The sequence below is a fragment of the Ruminiclostridium josui JCM 17888 genome (assembly GCF_000526495.1).
GTDB lineage: Bacteria > Bacillota > Clostridia > Acetivibrionales > DSM-1351 > Ruminiclostridium > Ruminiclostridium josui.
The window spans coordinates 23,263-41,812 of record NZ_JAGE01000001.1 but is presented as its reverse complement, the minus strand read 5'-3'; the positions used below and the strand labels follow the sequence as shown (position 1 = coordinate 41,812).

General features: G+C 35.9%; 18 protein-coding genes. 17 read left to right on the top strand and 1 reads right to left on the bottom strand.

What is annotated here, in order from left to right; all coding sequences use genetic code 11:
• The first annotated feature begins 28 nt into the window (after positions 1-28).
• From lepA to K412_RS22620, 14 genes are all read left to right on the top strand, one after another.
• Entirely contained in the window at positions 29-1,837 is a 1,809-nt protein-coding gene (gene lepA / locus K412_RS0100245; RefSeq protein ID WP_024831236.1) for a translation elongation factor 4, read from the top strand.
• A gap of 253 nt (positions 1,838-2,090) precedes the next feature.
• A complete protein-coding gene (locus tag K412_RS0100235) occupies positions 2,091-4,547 on the top strand; it encodes a mannose-1-phosphate guanyltransferase (protein WP_024831234.1) in 2,457 nt (818 codons plus the stop codon).
• A 153-nt stretch (positions 4,548-4,700) separates the two neighbouring features.
• Positions 4,701-5,246 (top strand): RNA 2',3'-cyclic phosphodiesterase, encoded by a 546-nt coding sequence (gene thpR / locus K412_RS0100230; protein ID WP_024831233.1) that lies wholly within the window; start codon positions 4,701-4,703, stop codon positions 5,244-5,246.
• Between the two features lie 119 nt (positions 5,247-5,365).
• Complete coding sequence (locus K412_RS0100225) at positions 5,366-6,499, top strand: S1C family serine protease (protein ID WP_024831232.1); 1,134 nt, start codon at positions 5,366-5,368, stop codon at positions 6,497-6,499.
• A gap of 24 nt (positions 6,500-6,523) precedes the next feature.
• The gene (locus K412_RS0100220; RefSeq protein ID WP_024831231.1) at positions 6,524-8,473 is read left to right on the top strand and encodes a stalk domain-containing protein; all 1,950 of its coding nucleotides are present in this window, start codon (positions 6,524-6,526) and stop codon (positions 8,471-8,473) included.
• Positions 8,474-8,483: 10 nt separating this feature from the next.
• A complete protein-coding gene (locus tag K412_RS0100215; protein ID WP_024831230.1) occupies positions 8,484-9,767 on the top strand; it encodes a replication-associated recombination protein A in 1,284 nt (427 codons plus the stop codon).
• Between the two features lie 2 nt (positions 9,768-9,769).
• Positions 9,770-10,009: a hypothetical protein gene (locus K412_RS0100210; RefSeq protein WP_024831229.1), complete on the top strand. Its 240-nt coding sequence runs from the start codon at positions 9,770-9,772 to the stop codon at positions 10,007-10,009.
• A 67-nt stretch (positions 10,010-10,076) separates the two neighbouring features.
• Positions 10,077-10,355, top strand: coding sequence for a YkuS family protein (locus K412_RS0100205; protein WP_024831228.1), 279 nt, complete (start codon positions 10,077-10,079; stop codon positions 10,353-10,355).
• 169 nt (positions 10,356-10,524) lie between these two features.
• Positions 10,525-10,971: an RrF2 family transcriptional regulator gene (locus K412_RS0100200; protein ID WP_024831227.1), complete on the top strand. Its 447-nt coding sequence runs from the start codon at positions 10,525-10,527 to the stop codon at positions 10,969-10,971.
• Positions 10,972-11,047: 76 nt separating this feature from the next.
• Positions 11,048-12,229: a cysteine desulfurase NifS gene (gene nifS, locus K412_RS0100195; RefSeq protein ID WP_024831226.1), complete on the top strand. Its 1,182-nt coding sequence runs from the start codon at positions 11,048-11,050 to the stop codon at positions 12,227-12,229.
• Positions 12,230-12,278: 49 nt separating this feature from the next.
• Complete coding sequence (nifU, locus tag K412_RS0100190) at positions 12,279-12,740, top strand: Fe-S cluster assembly scaffold protein NifU (protein ID WP_024831225.1); 462 nt, start codon at positions 12,279-12,281, stop codon at positions 12,738-12,740.
• Between the two features lie 21 nt (positions 12,741-12,761).
• Complete coding sequence (mnmA, locus tag K412_RS0100185) at positions 12,762-13,841, top strand: tRNA 2-thiouridine(34) synthase MnmA (protein ID WP_024831224.1); 1,080 nt, start codon at positions 12,762-12,764, stop codon at positions 13,839-13,841.
• Positions 13,842-13,989: 148 nt separating this feature from the next.
• Positions 13,990-14,163, top strand: coding sequence for a hypothetical protein (locus K412_RS22625; RefSeq protein WP_242835492.1), 174 nt, complete (start codon positions 13,990-13,992; stop codon positions 14,161-14,163).
• Positions 14,164-14,285: 122 nt separating this feature from the next.
• A complete protein-coding gene (locus tag K412_RS22620; protein WP_024831223.1) occupies positions 14,286-14,540 on the top strand; it encodes a hypothetical protein in 255 nt (84 codons plus the stop codon).
• A gap of 221 nt (positions 14,541-14,761) precedes the next feature.
• Here K412_RS22620 and K412_RS0100165 read toward each other — a convergent pair whose 3' ends face one another.
• Positions 14,762-15,562, bottom strand: a complete 801-nt coding sequence (locus K412_RS0100165) for a histidinol-phosphatase HisJ family protein (protein WP_024831221.1) — start codon at positions 15,560-15,562, stop codon at positions 14,762-14,764.
• Between the two features lie 131 nt (positions 15,563-15,693).
• On the opposite strand from K412_RS0100165, the gene K412_RS0100160 reads away from it, so the two are divergent.
• The 3 genes from K412_RS0100160 to aroQ all read left to right on the top strand — a co-directional run bounded on the left by K412_RS0100160 (position 15,694) and on the right by aroQ (position 18,505).
• Complete coding sequence (locus tag K412_RS0100160) at positions 15,694-17,124, top strand: aminopeptidase (RefSeq protein WP_024831220.1); 1,431 nt, start codon at positions 15,694-15,696, stop codon at positions 17,122-17,124.
• 21 nt (positions 17,125-17,145) lie between these two features.
• Positions 17,146-18,012 (top strand): TIM barrel protein, encoded by an 867-nt coding sequence (locus tag K412_RS0100155; protein ID WP_024831219.1) that lies wholly within the window; start codon positions 17,146-17,148, stop codon positions 18,010-18,012.
• A gap of 64 nt (positions 18,013-18,076) precedes the next feature.
• The gene (aroQ, locus tag K412_RS0100150) at positions 18,077-18,505 is read left to right on the top strand and encodes a type II 3-dehydroquinate dehydratase (RefSeq protein ID WP_024831218.1); all 429 of its coding nucleotides are present in this window, start codon (positions 18,077-18,079) and stop codon (positions 18,503-18,505) included.
• Positions 18,506-18,550: the final 45 nt, after the last annotated feature.

Here is an 18,550-nt window from a genome sequence, read left to right as displayed (position 1 = left end):
TGTGGAATCAAAGCTTTGGAGGTAATAAATGCCTAGTGAACGACAGAAATATATAAGAAATTTTTGTATAATAGCACATATAGACCATGGTAAGTCAACTCTGGCAGACAGATTATTGGAAAAGACCGGAGTTCTGACAACCAGAGAGATGCAGGAACAGGTTCTAGACAATATGGAGCTTGAAAGAGAACGTGGGATAACCATAAAGGCCCAAGCGGTCAGAATGGTTTATAAAGCCTCTGACGGTCATGAATACATTTATAATTTAATAGATACTCCCGGACATGTTGACTTTAACTATGAGGTATCAAGAAGCCTTGCAGCGTGTGAAGGTGCAATTCTGGTTGTTGATGCAGCACAGGGTATAGAAGCTCAGACTCTGGCAAATGTTTATCTTGCACTGGAGCATAATCTAGAGATAATGCCGGTTATAAATAAAATAGATCTTCCAAGTGCCCAACCTGACGTTGTAAAGAAAGAAATAGAAGACGTAATAGGTCTTGATGCTTCGGAGGCGCCAATGGTATCAGCTAAGAATGGGCTAAACATTGAGGAGGTTCTTGAGAAGATAGTTGATATGATTCCGTGCCCTGATTCTGATGAAAATGCTCCTCTTCGAGCATTGATATTTGACTCATTCTATGACAGCTATAAGGGTGTTATAGTTTATATGAGGGTTAAGGAAGGTACTGTAAAAACAGGTGACACAATAAGAATGATGTATACTAAAAAAGAATTTGTTGTCACCGAGTTGGGATATTTAAGACCGGGAGGACTATCTCCTTCCGATGAATTAAAAGCCGGTGATGTAGGATATATAGCGGCAAGTATCAAGAATGTAAGGGATACCCGTGTTGGTGATACCATAACTCTTGCTGACAATCCTGCAAAAGAACCGCTTCCGGGATATAAAAAAGTAAATTCCATGGTTTTCTGCGGTATTTATCCTGCCGACGGCTCAAAGTACGGCGATCTTCGCGATGCTTTGGAAAAGCTTCAACTAAATGATGCGGCCCTTACTTTTGAACCTGAGTCATCGGTGGCTCTTGGTTTTGGTTTCAGATGCGGATTCCTTGGATTACTTCATATGGAAATAATTCAGGAGAGGCTTGAAAGAGAATATAATTTTGACTTGGTTACAACTGCTCCAAGTGTTATATATAAAGTTACTACCACAAATGGTGATGTCATTGAGATAGATAACCCTACAAATCTTCCGCCAGTTACTGAAATTGATATGATGGAGGAGCCTGTGGTAAAGGCAACAATTATGGTGCCCACAGAATATGTAGGTAACATTATGGAATTGTCACAGGAGAGAAGAGGGGTATACAAGGACATGTCCTATATTGATGAGGGCAGGGCTGTGCTTACTTATGAAATGCCTCTGAATGAGATAATATATGACTTTTTTGATGCGTTAAAATCAAGAACAAAGGGCTATGCATCCTTTGACTATGAGCTTATCGGTTACAGGGAATCCGACCTTGTAAAGCTTGATATAATGCTAAACGGTGAAATAGTGGATGCTTTGTCCTTTATAGTACACCGTGAAAAAGCTGTGTCAAGAGGCAGAAGAATGGCGGAAAAGCTAAAGGAATCAATACCAAGACAGATGTTTGAAATACCTATTCAGGCATGTATTGGAGGAAAAATAATAGCACGTGAAACCGTTAAGGCATTCAGAAAAGACGTATTGGCAAAATGTTACGGTGGTGACATAACCAGAAAGAGAAAACTCCTTGAAAAACAGAAGGAGGGGAAGAAACGTATGCGTCAGGTAGGCTCAGTAGAAGTTCCACAGGAAGCATTCATGAGCGTTCTGAAGCTTGATTAAAAAAATAAAAAAGCCAAAAAAGACTGTGCAGATATATTCGCACAGTCTTTTTTTAATTTTAAATCAAAATATCATTACCAAATATTCCGTAAAGCTAGATAGAATAGTTTCTATACATAAGGTAAAAATAATTTCATTATCATATTTGGAACAATTAATTATAAAAACAGTTCCATAGGCTCTCATTCAAATTTTGCAGTTTTATTGGACATACCAAAAGGTTATACAAAAACATTTTGAAAGGATGGATCTGATGAAAGCTGTGATTATGGCAGGTGGAGAGGGATCACGTCTAAGACCGCTGACCTGTAATAGGCCAAAACCTATGGTGCCAATTGCCAACAAGCCTGTGATGGAGCATATTATTGAGCTTTTGAAAAAATATGGGATTAGGGATATAGCAGTAACCTTGCAGTACATGCCAGAAAAAATAAAAGATTATTTTGGTGATGGAAGAGAGTATGGAGTTAACCTTAAATATTTTACAGAAGATGTTCCCCTTGGCACTGCTGGAAGCGTAAAAAATGCTGAGGAATTTTTGGATGAGACATTTATAGTTATAAGCGGGGATGCCCTTACCGATATTAATTTGCATGAGGCTTTTGAGTTTCACAAAAAGAACAAATCTATTGCTACACTAGTTCTAAAGAAAGTTGAGTGTCCCATAGAATACGGAGTTGTTGTAACAGATGCAGACGGAAAAATTAGAAGGTTCCTTGAAAAACCAAGCTGGGGAGAAGTTTTTAGTGATACTGTAAACACTGGTATTTATGTCTTGTCCCCTGAGGTACTTAAATATTTCCAAAAGGGAGTTGTTTTTGATTTCAGTAAGGATTTATTCCCAATCCTTTTGGAAGAAGAACAGCCAATGTATGGTTTTGTAACCAAAGACTACTGGTGTGACATTGGTGATTTAGATGCATATGTCGGGGTACATGCTGATATTCTTGATAAAAAAGTTAACATAAGTATTGATGCCCGGGAAATTAGACAAGGGGTTTGGGTTTCGGAAGGAGCAGTAATATCAAAAGAAGCTGTTATCAAGCCTCCCGTATTAATAGGTAAAAATTCTGTTATAAAGGATGATAGTGTACTGGGGCGTTATACAGTTGTAGGAGAAGAATGTCATATTGGTGAAGGCAGCACCACCAAAAGGAGTATCCTGTGGAATAATTGTATTTTGAGAAATAAAGTTGAGTTAAGAGGTAGTGTACTTTGTAATAGTGTTAAATGTAGAGAAAAAACAGCGGCTTTTGAAGGAACCGTTGTTGGTGATAATTGCATTTTAGGTGAAAATGCCTTAATTAAGCCCGGAATAAAAATTTGGCCGGAAAAACATATAGACATGGGTACGGAAGTATGTACAAACATTGTTTGGGGTTCTAGATATTCAAAAAACCTTTTTGGAAACAGAGGAATTTCAGGTGAAATCAATGTTGATATAACACCTGAATTTGCATCAAGACTGGCTGCAGCCTATGGTGCTGTATGTAAAAAAGGTTCGGGACTGGCTGTAAGCTGTGAAGAAGTTGATGCTTTAAAAATGGTGAAGAATTCATGTATCTCAGGCGTACTTTCAGCAGGTACGGAAGCCTACGATTTAGGAACATGCCTGTTGCCGGTTACAAGGTCTGCTATACGCTATTACAATTTATCCGGTGGAATTCATATCTCGGAAGGAAATAAAAAAGGCAAAATTGTAATAGATATTTTGGATAATTTGGGAAGAAACATTTCCAGAAATATAGAAAGAAAAATTGAAAACTGCTATATAAGAGAAGACTTTGCTAGATGTGAGGCAGATGAAATAAAAGCAGTTATTAATGTACCTGATCACAAAGTTTTTTATATTCGAAGTATAATAAACCATACAATGGCGGAAAAACATGATTTGAAAATTGCTTTAATAGCACCTTCTGGTGATTTGAAGAATATAGTGTCAACGATATTAAACGAGTTGAATTGCCGATATGAATTTGCTAATACAAAAGAAGTCCATGATAAAAGAAAAAGCCTTTTTTCCGATTTGAAAACTCTTTCGCAAGTTGTAAAGCACGGAGGCTTTGATGTGGGAGTTTATTTTGCAAATTCCTATGATAAAATATTCCTTATAGATACAAAAGGCAGGATAATAGCTGATGACATGTATATTGCACTTATTTCATACATTCACTTAAAATCAAAAGCCTGCAACAAGGTTATAGTGCCATTGAATGCCAGTACTGTAATTGAGAAAATGGCTGGAGAGAATAAAGAAAGGGTTATAAGAACAAAAACATCAACAACAGAGCTGATGAACAAGATATTAGATGAGGAATTTGACGAAAGTATGTTGGATTTCTTTGCAATGAATTTTGACCCTGTTGAAGCTTTTGTCAGGATAATAGACTATATGATGCTTAATGACATAAGCCTTGCAAAGATAGTGGACTCGATACCCGATTTTCATATAATAAAAAAAGAGGTGAAATGCTCCTGGTCTGCAAAGGGAAAGGTCATAAGAGCTATTATTGAGGAAAATTCAAACAGTGTTGAAACACTTGAAGGAGTTAAAGTAGTGGGTGATAAGGGCTGGGTTCTGGTATTGCCGGACGCAGAAAAACCAGTTTGTAAGGTAATAGGAGAAGGTTATACCCAAGAATTTGCACATGAATTAACAGATATTTTTGTAGACAAGGTAAAAGCAATCAGTGAGAATAAGATAACTTGAATGTTTATATTTAGTGCATCTGAATCTATAAGCTTCAGATGCATTTTTTAGTTATTTAGTATAATGAATAAGCGGCATCATATATGCTAAGATTAATAATGAAAAATAAATATTTATGATAATAATTACTAAAACATAATGGAGTAAGTTGCTATGAGAGTGTTTTTTGCCATTGAGTTAGACGAGGCCATAAAGGACTATTTATATGAAATTCAAAAGGAAGTTAAATCCCATTGCATATCCGGAAATTTTTCATTTAGAGAAAATTTCCATCTTACACTAAGATTTATAGGTGAGCAAAATATTCAGCAAGTTGAAAATCTAAAACAGGTATTAAGAGATGCAGCCAAGACTTCAGAATTTGAACTTAAGCTGGACAAATTAGGGAGTTTCAGGAAGGGAAACAGAAGTGTAATGTGGGTAGGTTTGGAAAAAAGCTTACATCTTCAACAGCTTTACAATAATTTAGAAAACATTCTGGTTAAAAATGGATATCAAATAGAGGAAAGAAGCTATAATCCTCACATAACTCTGGCAAGAGAAGTAAAAATAGAGGATTTTAATTTTTTAACAGAAAAAACTGATATTGAGAGACTTATTATTAAAGTGAAATCAATATCACTTATGGAAAGTAAACGTATTAATAATAGTCTTGCATATGTTCCAATTGAAAGAGTTGAACTTCTTTATAACATATAAATTTAACTAAAAAGGTTACAGATTAGTCTAATTGTATTCAAAAGATTATAATGATAAAATGTTACTTAAATAGCATTTTTGGATATGGTTTACAAAAGAAAACTTATATGGAGGTAAAAATGAAAAGAATCAATATTGCAAAATGCGTAGTACTCCTTTTGATTTTTGCTTTTTGCACTACGAATACCTTTGCAGCCGGAACTACCCTTAGGATAAACGGACAGGAATTCTCTAGCGGAATAAAGACAATAGAAGGCAAGCAGTATATATCCGTTGATGCATTGTCATCCTATTTGGAAGGTGTCTCAATTACTCAGGAGAACAATTCTATCGATATAAACTCCTTGAATAGAATTTCAAATGTAGTATCAAAAGTAAGTCCTTCAGTAGTTGGGATTATAGGTAAATTGAAAGAAAGTAGTTACGAATATGATGAAACTTCAGATAATATTATATTCGGAACAGGAGTCATATATCGCAGTAATGGTTACATAATAACAAATGCTCATGTGGTAAAAGACATGGAAAGTATTGTTGTAGTGCTTTCGAATAGTAAAGCATACAAGGCAAGGCTGAAAGCTATTGATGAGGACCTTGATTTGGCGGAGATAAAAATTGATAAAGGCGGGCTCCAACCTGCAACATTCGGAGATATTTCAAAAGTTGCTGTGGGTGATGAAGTTGTAGCAATAGGAACACCTTTGTCATTTGGACTGAGAAATTCTGCTACAAGGGGAATAATCAGTGGGATGAACAGGTCTGAGAATAGACAGTATAGATTTTTGCAGACCGATGCTGCCATTAATTCGGGAAACAGCGGCGGTCCGTTGGTGAATATGAAAGGTGAAGTTGTAGGTATTAATTCATGGGTTTATGCAGGAATAGGTGTACAGAGTATGGGATTTTCAATACCTATTGATACTGTTAAATATGCCATAGACCAGTTTGAAAGGTTTGGAAAAATCAGACGTCCATATCTTGGGCTTGTTTTTTCTGACAGTATAACTTCCCTGTATGGCTTACCCAATACCGCAGAAGGAGTAACTGTAAAATCTATTGAAAAAAACTCCCCTGCACAGAAATATAATATTAAAGTTGACGATAGGCTGATTTCCATAAATGGTGTTAAGATTAACTCAACTACAGACTACAACGAAGAAATGAAGAAGTACCTGCCTGGCGACATTGCTGAATTCAAATTGCAGCGTGACAACAGAGAATTTAATATTACTGTTACTTTTGGTGAAAAATAATTCTAAGAATAAGGGCGTGCAAATATGAAAATTAAGAAATATGTAAGTATTCTCATTGTTTTGGCAATTCTTTTGACAAGCATTTCAAATATGTATGCAGCTGATGATGACAAAACTGTAATAGAATTTAGGACAGGCATAAATCAGATTTGTGTAAATGGTAATTATACTAATATAACCGAAACACCTTATATTATTGACGGTACTTTTATAGTACCTCTTGAGTGCTTTGCAGATACCATTGGCGCTGAAGTAAGCAAAAACTCCGAGGATAGTGAGCGTATCAGTATAATTTACGGCGGGAATACTGTTGAAATAACTATAAGCAAAACTGAATACATAGCAAACTATCAACAAAAGACCATGTCTGTTGCTCCTTCGCAAAAAAACAACAGTACAATGGTTCCTATTGATTTTATTGCATCCAATTTTCCTGTTACGGTTAAAAGTGATGTGAGTAGTGGCATAGTAAAAATTGTTCTTGAAGACGATGGCGCATTGAGTGATTTGTCATTTCTTACAGGCGGAATAAGCACTCCTAAAATCGGTAACAGCTTTTTTGGATGGAGTCTTAGTGTACCTTCCGGTTCCAGAATTATATCCAACAGCTTCAAGTCAGACTTTATTCAGGTAACAAACGAGGGCAGAGGATTATATTTTGAAATTAAGGTTGAAGCTAAAAATAACAGAACATTGACACAGTATTTAAATACATTTAAGCTTGAGAACAGTACAGAAGAGTCTAACTTGAACTTAAAAGCCAAAGTTCCATACTTTGAGTGCTCTGGTATATCCGAATACGATGAACCCACAAGAACCAGAGTATATGATAAGGGACAGTACTTTTACTCTTTGACAATAGGATGCTATGATGGGAGTGTGTCTTCAAAACGTCTGATGTCAGAGAAGTATTATTCAGATATTGTAGACTCCTTTAACCTTGAATACAAAGGCAATGTAAAAGGAATACAGGACCTTTCAAAAGTAGTTAACGGCAAAGTTAGTTATTATAATTACATTTCATTTTCATCCCGTAATAAGTACCTTTCATGGTCTATGGATATTCCGGCTAACTGGAATGTTCTTAAGATTTCAGGAGATCAGTTAACAACTTTTCTGGGCCTTGATACAAAACACTATGTGCAGATTACTGTAAACATATTGGGAGAAAAGACTTTAGGACAATATGTAGAAAATATTAAAAAAGGTTATGATAAAAATTTTAGCCCAAAGACATATACCTTTGTCAGTACCGGAGAAAGAACTTTAGTTGGAACCATAGCTAAAAACCTAAAGTTCAAGATTAAGCAGGGTGGTAAAAGCTATGTTATTGACGAATATTATTTTCAGAAAGGGTCTTTTGTATATGAAATCTCAGTAAAGCTTCCTGAAAATGAGTATTCCAAAGCAAAAAATGAATACCTGAATACAGTTGATAAAATAATATTATTCAGTGATACAGGGGATAAGTTGGCTGACGAAATCAGTGAATTTAATGCAAAAAATGAGGATAATAGGGTCTCTTCAAGTGACAAACCTTTTAATTATGTAAATAAAACTTATAAATGGAATTTGAAGATACAAGGATACTGGATGGATTCCAGCATGTTCAACATTATACAATTCAGCAACCCTAATTCAAATGCGTTTATAATGATTGAGGCTACACCCAATAATGCTCAAACCAAAAATCTTCAGGATAAGGAAAAGTTTTATCTAAGTTCGGTTATGACTTCAACAGGTTTTAAACAAACATCAAAAAGTACGACTACGGACAAGGGGACAAAAGTCAGAAATTATACATACCGAGTTGAGGATGAAGAGCAGGATTTGTACGGGACTGCGCAAATCCACATTTTTGAAAAAGAAAGTTATTCATATTTCTTTATGAGTTTCGTACCGGACTTGACTGCAACTGATAAGGCAGTTAAGGAGGTTAATGACATATGGAAATCATTTACAATTACAAAATAAAAGGTGCAAAATGAGAGATAGAATACAACCTTTAGCGTACAGGATGTCGCCAAGGACAATTGATGAATTTGTGGGACAAAAACATATAATTGGTAAGGACAAGATGCTCTACAGAATGATAAAGGCTGACAGAATAACCTCTATTATTTTGTACGGCCCGCCGGGGACAGGAAAAACCTCTCTGGCAAGAATAATAGCAAACACAACCCAATCCAGTTTTGAAAAGCTGAATGCCGTTACTTCTGGAGTAGCAGATATAAAAAGAATAGCCGCTGATACACAAAACACCTTGCTGAATCCAAATGGAAGGACAGTATTGTTTATAGATGAAATTCACAGGTTCAACAAATCACAGCAGGATGCACTGCTTCCATTTGTTGAAGATGGCTCTATTGTACTTATTGGTGCTACTACGGAAAATCCGTTTTTTGAAGTAAATAAAGCATTAATATCAAGATCTACGGTATTTATGCTTAAACCTCTTGAAAATGATGATATAAGAGAGTTGTTAAAATATGCTCTTGAGGATAAGGAGAGAGGATTGGGAAACTACGATATTAATATATCGGATGAAGCTATGGATTACCTTTGTGAGGTTAGCTCAGGAGATGCCAGAACTGCTTTGAATTCTCTTGAGTTGGCAGTTCTTACCTCGGAGCTGGGGCAAGACGGAAAAATAGACATTGGAATTGATACCATAGAGCAATGTGTCCAAAAGAAGGCTATACGTTTTGACAAAAACGGTGAAGAACACTATGATAACATCAGTGCGTTTATAAAGTCCATGAGGGGAAGTAATCCCGATGCAGCTGTATTTTATTTGGCTAGAGCTCTTTATGCAGGTGAAGACGTTGAATTCCTTGCCAGAAGAATAATTATATGTGCTTCAGAGGATGTAGGAATGGCAAACCCTACGGCATTACAGGTGGCAGTAGCTGCAGCTCAGGCTGTTAAAATGATAGGTATGCCGGAAGCAAGAATAATACTTGCTCATGCTGCTGTAACTGTAGCTTGCAGTCCAAAGTCCAATTCGGCATATGTGGCAATTAACAAGGCATTATCAGATGTAGAATCAAAAAATACCGGAAGTGTTCCTATGCATTTAAGAAATGCGGCAGCCAAGGGCATGGAACAACTGGGATATGGTATAGGATATAAATACGCACATGACTATAAAAACAACATAGTCAAGCAAGAGTTTTTCCCTGAGGAAATGAAGGGAACAATCTACTACAATCCAACTCAAAATGGGTATGAAGCCAGAATAAAAGAATGGCTTGAAAAATGGAGGTAAAAATGGAAACTAGTACTTTTAAAAGAGTTTTGGCATGGGTATTACTTGCAGGTTTTGTACTTCTGCTGTTAAATATAACAATATTCCATGTTTTAATTGTGCCAAGTATGGCATTGTATTTAATAATAGCCGTATTTTATCTGTTTTCAGGGCCAAGGTTGGCTAGAGAAAACAAAAACTACAAAGATGCTAACGTGTATCAGGAAATAGAGGCTGATGTCGAAAAAAATAAATATAACTAAGAATAAAAATAAATCCGCAGCAAATAATATCCTGGTATAGACTATTGGATGTTTGAGGTGGATTTATATGGTTGTTGCGGTTTCTTCAAATCTTACAGATATTGCAGAAGGACTAAAAAAAAGAGGTTATACAGTTGTTGACCTGTATTCTTATAAAAAACCTGTGGATGCAGTTGTTTATCAGGGTAAAAACTTTGATTTCTCAGCAATTACCGAAGATAATGTAAGCTCAAATGATGGTACAGGCAGTACGGGTTACGGAGTATTTATAGTATGTTCAAACGGTAAGAGTATTGACGAAATTGATTATATGTTAAAGACAAGGTGTTATAGTTCGTTTATTTAATTAAAAAAAGGCAATAAAAAAATTAGCAGATGCTTGCATTAACTTTGTTAATGTGTTAACATCTGATTAAATCATAGTAATTTAATTGGAATTGAGGTGATTGGCTTAAAAAACACAGAGTTTAGTAGCCGATTGCCTAAATTATTTTTTATAAGGGGCGTGAAGGTAAGTGAAAGTATCAACAAAAGGAAGGTATGGACTTAGGGCTATTGTTGATCTTGCTGCCCATGAAAGTGAAGGACAGGTTTCTCTGAAAAGTGTTGCCGAAAGGCAAGGACTTTCAGAAAACTATCTGGAACAGTTATTTTCATCCCTGAAAAAGTCAGGTCTTGTTAAAAGCATAAGAGGGGCTCAAGGCGGCTATCTTCTAGCAAGGCCGGCTGATAAAATAACTGTTGGAGATATTTTGAGATCTCTTGAAGGAACATTATGTCCGGTAGAGTGTATTGACCCTGATGTGCCAACAAATTGTGACAGGGCTGATGAGTGCGTTACGGCAGATGTCTGGGCTAAAATACGAGATAAAATTAACGAGGTAGTTGACTCAATAACTCTGGCGGATCTTGTTTCGGAGTTGGGAAATAAGACTAATAATAATTATATTTACTACATATAAGCTGTTTTTGTTGCTTCTTGCAGGGGTATAATTAGAATAAATACAATTTAAAGATATATAAAAGGGAGTGTTAGTGATGGAGGACAGAATAGTATACTTAGATCATGCTGCAACCACATATGTGAAACCTGAAGTATTTGAAACTATGAAACCGTATTTCAGTGAGCATTTTGGAAATGCTTCGTCTATATATAGTTTGGGCCGCGACAGCAAAAAAGCTGTGGAAGATGCCAGAGAAAAGGTTGCTAAGGCAATAGGTGCAGAACCTAGAGAGATATATTTCACAGGATCAGGGAGTGAAGCAGATAACTGGGCACTTAAAGGAATAGCTGCTGCATACAAGAATAAGGGAAACCATATTATTACATCAGCTATTGAGCATCCAGCAATCATGAGTTCATGCAAATATCTTGAAAGTGAAGGTTTTGAGATAACATATGTTCCTGTAGACAGTGATGGACTTGTATCTCCCGAACAGGTAAGAAATGCAATTAAGGAAAATACAATACTTATCAGCATAATGTTTGCAAATAATGAAATAGGTACTATTCAGCCTATAAAGGAAATCGGTGCCATCGCAAAGGAAAAGGGAGTTTTATTCCACACAGATGCTGTACAGGCGGTTGGAAATGTAAAGATAGATGTTAAGGATTTGAATGTTGACCTCCTTTCTTTATCAGGTCATAAATTCTATGGTCCAAAGGGCATAGGAGCATTGTATATAAGAAAGGGTGTTAAGATTTCTTCATTTATCCACGGAGGACATCAGGAGCGTGGAAAAAGAGCCAGTACAGAAAATGTTCCGGCAATAATAGGTTTGGGGAAAGCTATTGAGCTAGCTACTGAAAACCTTGATGAATATAATAAAAAATTGATAGAACTTAGAGAAAGAACTATAGAGGGTTTGCTTGCAAAAGTTCCTTATATCAGGTTAAACGGACATAGACATAACAGACTGCCCGGTAACGTAAATATTTCATTTGAGTTTATAGAGGGAGAATCACTTCTTCTTATGCTTGACATGAAGGGAATATACGGCTCCAGCGGATCTGCCTGCTCATCGGGGTCACTTGATCCTTCTCATGTCCTATTAGCTATAGGGTTACCCCATGAAATTGCACATGGTTCACTAAGGCTTACTTTTGGAGATGAAAACACTCAGGAAGATGTTGATTATATACTCGAGGTGATACCTCAGATGGTTAGCAAACTAAGAGATATGTCACCTCTTTGGGAAGCAGTAAAAGATAAAAAGTAAAATAAATAACACATATTAATATTATTTGTATAGAAATGAGGTATGTAAAATGTATAGTGAAAAGGTTATGGATCATTTCTCAAATCCGAGAAATGTTGGAGAAATAGAAGATGCTAACGGCGTGGGCCAGGTTGGAAATCCGAAATGCGGAGATATAATGAAAATGTATCTTAAAATTGAAGACAATATAATTGTTGATGCAAAGTTCAAGACCTTCGGATGCGGAGCCGCTGTTGCTACTAGTAGTATGGCTACTGAGTTGGTTAAGGGTAAAACAGTTGAAGAAGCTATGAAAATTACTAATAAAGCGGTTGCTGAGGCTTTGGATGGGCTACCTCCTGCAAAGATGCACTGTTCAAATCTTGCAGAAGAAGCAATTGCAGCTGCTTTGTACGACTACAGAAAAAGAAACGGATTAGTTGACCCAAATGAAGATGAAGGTTGTACAGGAGAATGTTCAGCTTGTCACCATAGCCATGGACGTGAGGAAGACTTTGATGATGAAGAATAGAATTATAGCAGGAGATATATAATGGGATCAAAGAAAGTAATGCTTGGTATGAGCGGCGGCGTTGACAGTTCTGTAGCTGCCGCCATTTTATTGAGACAGGGTTATGAGGTTATAGGAGTTACTTTGCAAATATGGCAGGATATGGATGAAGAGCGGCAGAAGTCTGAAGGCGGCTGCTGTTCACTTTCTGCAGTTGATGATGCCAGAAGGGTTGCAAACAAATTAGGTATACCTTATTATGTTTTAAACTTTAAAGACATTTTTAATAAAACGGTTATTGAATATTTTAAGGAAGAGTACTTTAGAGGAAGAACACCAAACCCATGTATTGCCTGTAACAGGCATGTTAAGTGGCAGGCTATGCTAGATAAGGCTCTTTCCATGGGAATTGACTATATTGCCACAGGACATTATGCAAAAGTAATCCAAGATTCAAAAAACGGAAGATTTATTCTAAAGAAATCCGTTACTGACAGAAAAGATCAGACGTATGCACTATATAATTTGACACAGAAGCAATTAAGCCATACCCTTATGCCAGTAGGTGATTATACAAAGGATGAGATCAGAGAAATTGCAAAGGAAATAGGCCTTTCTGTGGCAACGAAACCTGACAGTCAGGAAATTTGCTTTATACATGATAATGATTATGGAAAATTTCTAAGTGAAAACTGTGACAAAAAGATTATTCCTGGAAAATTTGTAGATACAAAGGGGAATGTGTTGGGTGATCACAAAGGAATTGTTCATTACACTGTAGGACAAAGAAAAGGACTTGGCATTGCTTTTGGAAAACCAATGTTTGTAGTAGCCGTAAATCCCGAAAATAATACAGTTGTTCTTGGAGACGATAGCGAGGTGTTTTCCCAAACACTTACGGCATCTGACCTGAATTTTATTTCAATTGAGAAGCCGGTCGATGGAATGAGGGTAAATGCAAAAATCAGATATTCGGCAAAAGAAGCACCTGCAACAATAAATGTAATTGATGAAAACCGTATAAAGGTTGTATTTGATACACCTCAAAGGGCTATTACTCCAGGACAATCAGTAGTTTTCTATGACGGAGATGTAGTTGTGGGCGGCGGTACAATAGATTAAAAATTAACATTAATATAAATATACATTAAAAAATCTCCATGGAAGTTGATTATATAGCTTTCATGGAGATTTTTTCGTATTATAATAAATGGTTGAATTTCCATGAAACTACTGGAGATATATACAAAATACAGTAACAGAGGTATTCATGAAGAAAAATAAGCTTCAACTTTTATTTCTATATGACCTCCAAGATTTATATACTGGTACAGTATATAAACTGCAAAAAACGGGATATGTTAACCTTACTCTGAATAGTCTCAGCGATAATAATAATTGGATGTTTTTTGTTAACAAATACAATGTTGAAAATGGATTTTGAATCAGGTGCGATTTTTTTAGCGATGGATTATACAGGGAAAACATGTATAATTATGTTCCACGGTCAAACAGCGTAAGAACTTATTTTAAGAATCCGTCAGTTCTTCAAGTAAGAGCATGCAAATGGGTATTGGTACTTCGCTGATATACATATATAAGGACTATCCTGATAAATACGTACTCGAAAAGCTTAATAAATATATTGCTTTTTACAAAAATTATTACAAGACAAAACAGTATAAGGTTGGGAAAGCTATATTTGTACCAGATTACATGGATATCAGCGGTAAAAACAAGATTAATCCTACTTCTCTTAATCATTTTATTGCGGAAACAGAGGTAATGTTTCTTTACTATTGCTTAACTCCATTAAGCTGACCAGCAGCAAGTGGATACGTCCCAATGGTGATTTATGGTATAGGGTTACACCAAATGGGGTATTCACGACTGATTATAATGACCTTGTGTTTTTCAGACAGATTTTAAAAACCGTTGAAGGCAAAATTCCTGCTGAAATAGAAAAAATGTATCAAAGTAAAGAAAAATGGGCAAAGAATCATGGATTTTTATGATACTGCTTATTTACTAATTTATTTTATTTAAATTATTTTTTCAAAGACAGGTTTTCTATTCTTGAAATGCGCCACATGTTTAAATCCTATATTTGCAATATGTTCCAATACTTCCCTGAAACTATGTCCAAGATGCTCGGTTGAGTGAGAATCTGACCCTATGGTAATAATTTCTCCACCTAACTCAAAATAACGTTTGAAAACATCATAACCGGGTAGTGTACATCCAAGGTCGCTTCTTAAGCCGGAAGTATTTAGTTCAATACCTTTTCCCTTTGCTATAACTGCTTTTAAAATCTCGTCAATAATATCGCTGTAATCCTTGTATCTTAAAGGTTTGTCTTCAAAGTTGCCGTAGCGAGCAGCATAACCTATATGACCTATGACATCATAATTATCATAAGCATTTACTGAGCAAAGGATTTCCTCCAAATATCTTTCATAAGCCTGCTGCTGTGTCCTGCCTTTAAAGAAGGCTCCGGTATAAGGGTCCTTGTGCTCTATTATGTGCACTGAATTAATGATAAAGTCGAAGTCATAACGATTTAATATATCATTAATTTTATCAAGCACATGAGGCTGAAAACCCATTTCAACACCTATAAGTACTTCAAGTTTTGATTTCCACTTATCTTTGAGTTTATTAAAAAAAGGGAAATATTCATTATAATCTATTAAAAAGCTTTCATCAAAATCCGGATAGTCATAATCCACATGGTCAGTGAAAACTAATCCTTTAAGGCCTATTTCGACTGCTCTTTTACAGGCTTCTTCAGCGTCCATGTGTGAATCTGTAGAAAATTTTGAATGAATATGGTTATCATGCATTGTAACTTTCTCCTTTGAAAAGTATAATAAAACTAAAATTAACCATCCTATAAAGTATGATGTGTTATTGACTACTAATAATTAATATTATCTACATTTTAAACTAAAAGTCAAAAAAGAGAGGTTATCATATGAATAATGAAAAGACACAGGGTGAATTATTAAAAGAAAAACTTACCTACAAGCAAAAAAATGCTTGGGAGCATAGCGAAAAAGAGATACAACAAGCTTTTGAATTATGCGATGAGTATAAGAAGTACCTTGATGAAGGAAAAACAGAACGTGAATTTTGCTCAGTTGTAGAAAAACAGTTAGTTAAAGCGGGATATGAAAATCTTAATGAACTTATGATAAAAGGTACAAAATTGAAACAAGGTGACAAGGTGTACTACATAAACAAGGGTAAGTCTGCGATTTTTGCTGTAATCGGGCAAGAGCCGCTGACTGGAGGAATAAATATGGTAGGAGCACATATAGACTCTCCACGCCTTGATTTAAAGCCAAATCCTCTTTATGAAGGTGCGGGAATGGTTCTTCTCAAGACACACTATTATGGTGGCATAAAGAAATATCAATGGGTAACTATTCCTTATGCATTACATGGTGTAGTTATTAAGGCAGATGGCACAAAGGTTGAAATCAGTATTGGTGAGGATGACAAAGACCCTGTATTTACAATAACAGATTTACTTCCTCATTTGGCACAGGAGCAGATGCAGAAAAAAGCTACAGCTGTTATTGAAGGTGAAAGTCTTAACATATTATTTGGCTCAATGCCTTTAAAGGATGATAAGGTAAAAGATAAGATTAAGCTGAATATTTTAAAACTCTTAAACGAAAAATACGGAATGGTAGAAGAAGATTTTATATCAGCAGAACTGGAGGCAGTACCTGCATACAAAGCAAGGGATATCGGACTTGACAGGAGTATGATAGGAGCTTACGGTCAGGATGACAGGGTTTGTGCATTTACATGTGTAAAAGCAATGCTTAATCTTGTACAGCCTGAAAAAACAGCACTGTGTATTCTTACTGACAAAGAAGAAATTGGAAGTATGGGAAACACTGGAGCCCAGTCCAGTCTTCTTAAGAATTTTGTATCAAAGTTATTGTATTTATCTACAGATAACTATTCAGACATTTTAACAAATCAATGTCTGGAAAATTCAAAAATGCTTTCAGCAGATGTTAATGCAGCTGTTGATCCAACATATGAAAGTGTAAATGAAAAGTCAAACTCATCATATATGGGAAATGGTATTGTAATTCAAAAATACACGGGTTCACGAGGCAAATATGATGCAAGTGATGCTAATGCTGAATTTATGGCAGAAATAAGAAACTTGTTTAATAAAGAAGGAATTATATGGCATTCATCAGAAATGGGTAAAGTTGACTTGGGCGGTGGAGGAACTATTGCTCAATATGTTGCTAACCTTGGTGTTGATGTACTTGATTGTGGGGTGCCGATACTCTCTATGCATTCCCCAATTGAAATATCAAGTAAAATAGATGTTTACATGAGTTACAAGGGCATGAAAGTTTTCCTTGAAAGCAAATAAACGTTATTAGGAGAAAAGGACATGATAAGATTCGGACCATCCGGAAATTCAGACGGCTTTTATGAACAGGGATACAAATCGTCGGCACAAATGCCTTCATGGCTTGCTTCAATGGGCTTGAATGCTTATGAGTACTCCTGTACAAAAGGGGTAAAGATTGGAGAAGCAACTGCAAGGGAAATAGGTCAACAGGCAGAAAATAACAATATTTTTGTCAGTATCCATGCCCCGTATTATATAAACATGTCAAGTGAAGAAGAGGACAAAAGAGAAAATTCTAAGAGATACATTATGGAAACTTTGCAGGTTGCAAAGTGGATGGGCGCCAAAAGAATAGTTGTTCATACAGGCTCTACCAGTAAACTGGGCCGAGAAAAGTCTCTTGAATGGGCAATACAGATTCTTAAAGAAACTTTGCAAATGTCTGATGCTGCGGGTTTTGGCGATATAAATATATGTCCGGAGGTCTTAGGCAAGCATAACCAGTTGGGAACACTTGAAGAAATAATGGAAATGTGTAAAATTGATGAAAGGCTGATACCTACTATAGATTTTGGACATATCCATGCCAGAGGACTGGGTATACTGAATTCACAGGAAGATTTCGAAAAGGTTATAGATTTTATAGAAAATTCCATAGGTAAGGAAAGAACTAAAAGCATCCATTGTCATTTTAGCAGAATAGAGTTTACCAAAGGCGGAGAGAAAAAACACTGGAATTTTGCAGACAAGCAGTTTGGACCTGAATTCGAACACCTTGCACCTGTACTGATTAACAGGAAAATGGAACCTGTGATTATTTGTGAATCAAGAGGAATGATGGCAGAGGATGCTATAGAAATGAAAGATATTTACTATGGTATTTTGGAAAGTCAAAATTTATTCTAAAGTACTATATAAGCCTGTTTGGATAAAACACAAACAGGCTTATATATAAAATGTGGAGGTTAAAATGAAAAAAATACTTGTTATAAATGGACCTAATCTGAATATGTTAGGAATCAGGGAAAAAGCTGTTTATGGGAGTGAAACACTTCTTGATATTGCAAAGGAGGTTAATATTGTATCCCAAGAGCTTGGCCTTGAGTCAGATTTTGTACAATCAAACCATGAAGGGGAAATAATAGACAAACTCCATGCAGCACGTGGAGTATATGATGTTGTAATAATTAATGCAGGAGCATATACACATTACAGCATTGCTATAAGAGATGCAATTAAGGCAATAGAAATACCTACAATAGAGATACACCTTTCAAACATACATAGCAGAGAAGAATTTAGACATACATCCATGATAGCGCCCGTTTGTGTAGGGCAGATATGCGGATTTGGTAAGATGAGCTATATCTTGGCACTTCATGCTGCAGCGAACATGTAAAGGTTATTAGAGTATATATTAAAATAGGGATTTATGGAGGTAGTT

Bases quoted from the DNA above. Each gene is read 5' to 3' on its own strand.
- K412_RS0100225 (WP_024831232.1), top strand. From the start codon at position 5,366: ATGAAAAGAATCAATATTGCAAAATGCGTAGTACTCCTTTTGATTTTT.
- K412_RS0100220 (WP_024831231.1), top strand. From the start codon at position 6,524: ATGAAAATTAAGAAATATGTAAGTATTCTCATTGTTTTGGCAATTCTT.
- K412_RS0100210 (WP_024831229.1), top strand. From the start codon at position 9,770: ATGGAAACTAGTACTTTTAAAAGAGTTTTGGCATGGGTATTACTTGCA.
- K412_RS0100215 (WP_024831230.1), top strand. From the start codon at position 8,484: ATGAGAGATAGAATACAACCTTTAGCGTACAGGATGTCGCCAAGGACA.
- nifS (WP_024831226.1), top strand. From the start codon at position 11,048: ATGGAGGACAGAATAGTATACTTAGATCATGCTGCAACCACATATGTG.
- mnmA (WP_024831224.1), top strand. From the start codon at position 12,762: ATGGGATCAAAGAAAGTAATGCTTGGTATGAGCGGCGGCGTTGACAGT.
- K412_RS0100235 (WP_024831234.1), top strand. From the start codon at position 2,091: ATGAAAGCTGTGATTATGGCAGGTGGAGAGGGATCACGTCTAAGACCG.
- K412_RS0100205 (WP_024831228.1), top strand. From the start codon at position 10,077: ATGGTTGTTGCGGTTTCTTCAAATCTTACAGATATTGCAGAAGGACTA.
- nifU (WP_024831225.1), top strand. From the start codon at position 12,279: ATGTATAGTGAAAAGGTTATGGATCATTTCTCAAATCCGAGAAATGTT.
- thpR (WP_024831233.1), top strand. From the start codon at position 4,701: ATGAGAGTGTTTTTTGCCATTGAGTTAGACGAGGCCATAAAGGACTAT.
- K412_RS0100165 (WP_024831221.1), bottom strand. From the start codon at position 15,562: ATGCATGATAACCATATTCATTCAAAATTTTCTACAGATTCACACATG.
- K412_RS0100160 (WP_024831220.1), top strand. From the start codon at position 15,694: ATGAATAATGAAAAGACACAGGGTGAATTATTAAAAGAAAAACTTACC.
- K412_RS22625 (WP_242835492.1), top strand. From the start codon at position 13,990: ATGAAGAAAAATAAGCTTCAACTTTTATTTCTATATGACCTCCAAGAT.
- lepA (WP_024831236.1), top strand. From the start codon at position 29: ATGCCTAGTGAACGACAGAAATATATAAGAAATTTTTGTATAATAGCA.
- K412_RS22620 (WP_024831223.1), top strand. From the start codon at position 14,286: ATGGGTATTGGTACTTCGCTGATATACATATATAAGGACTATCCTGAT.
- K412_RS0100155 (WP_024831219.1), top strand. From the start codon at position 17,146: ATGATAAGATTCGGACCATCCGGAAATTCAGACGGCTTTTATGAACAG.
- aroQ (WP_024831218.1), top strand. From the start codon at position 18,077: ATGAAAAAAATACTTGTTATAAATGGACCTAATCTGAATATGTTAGGA.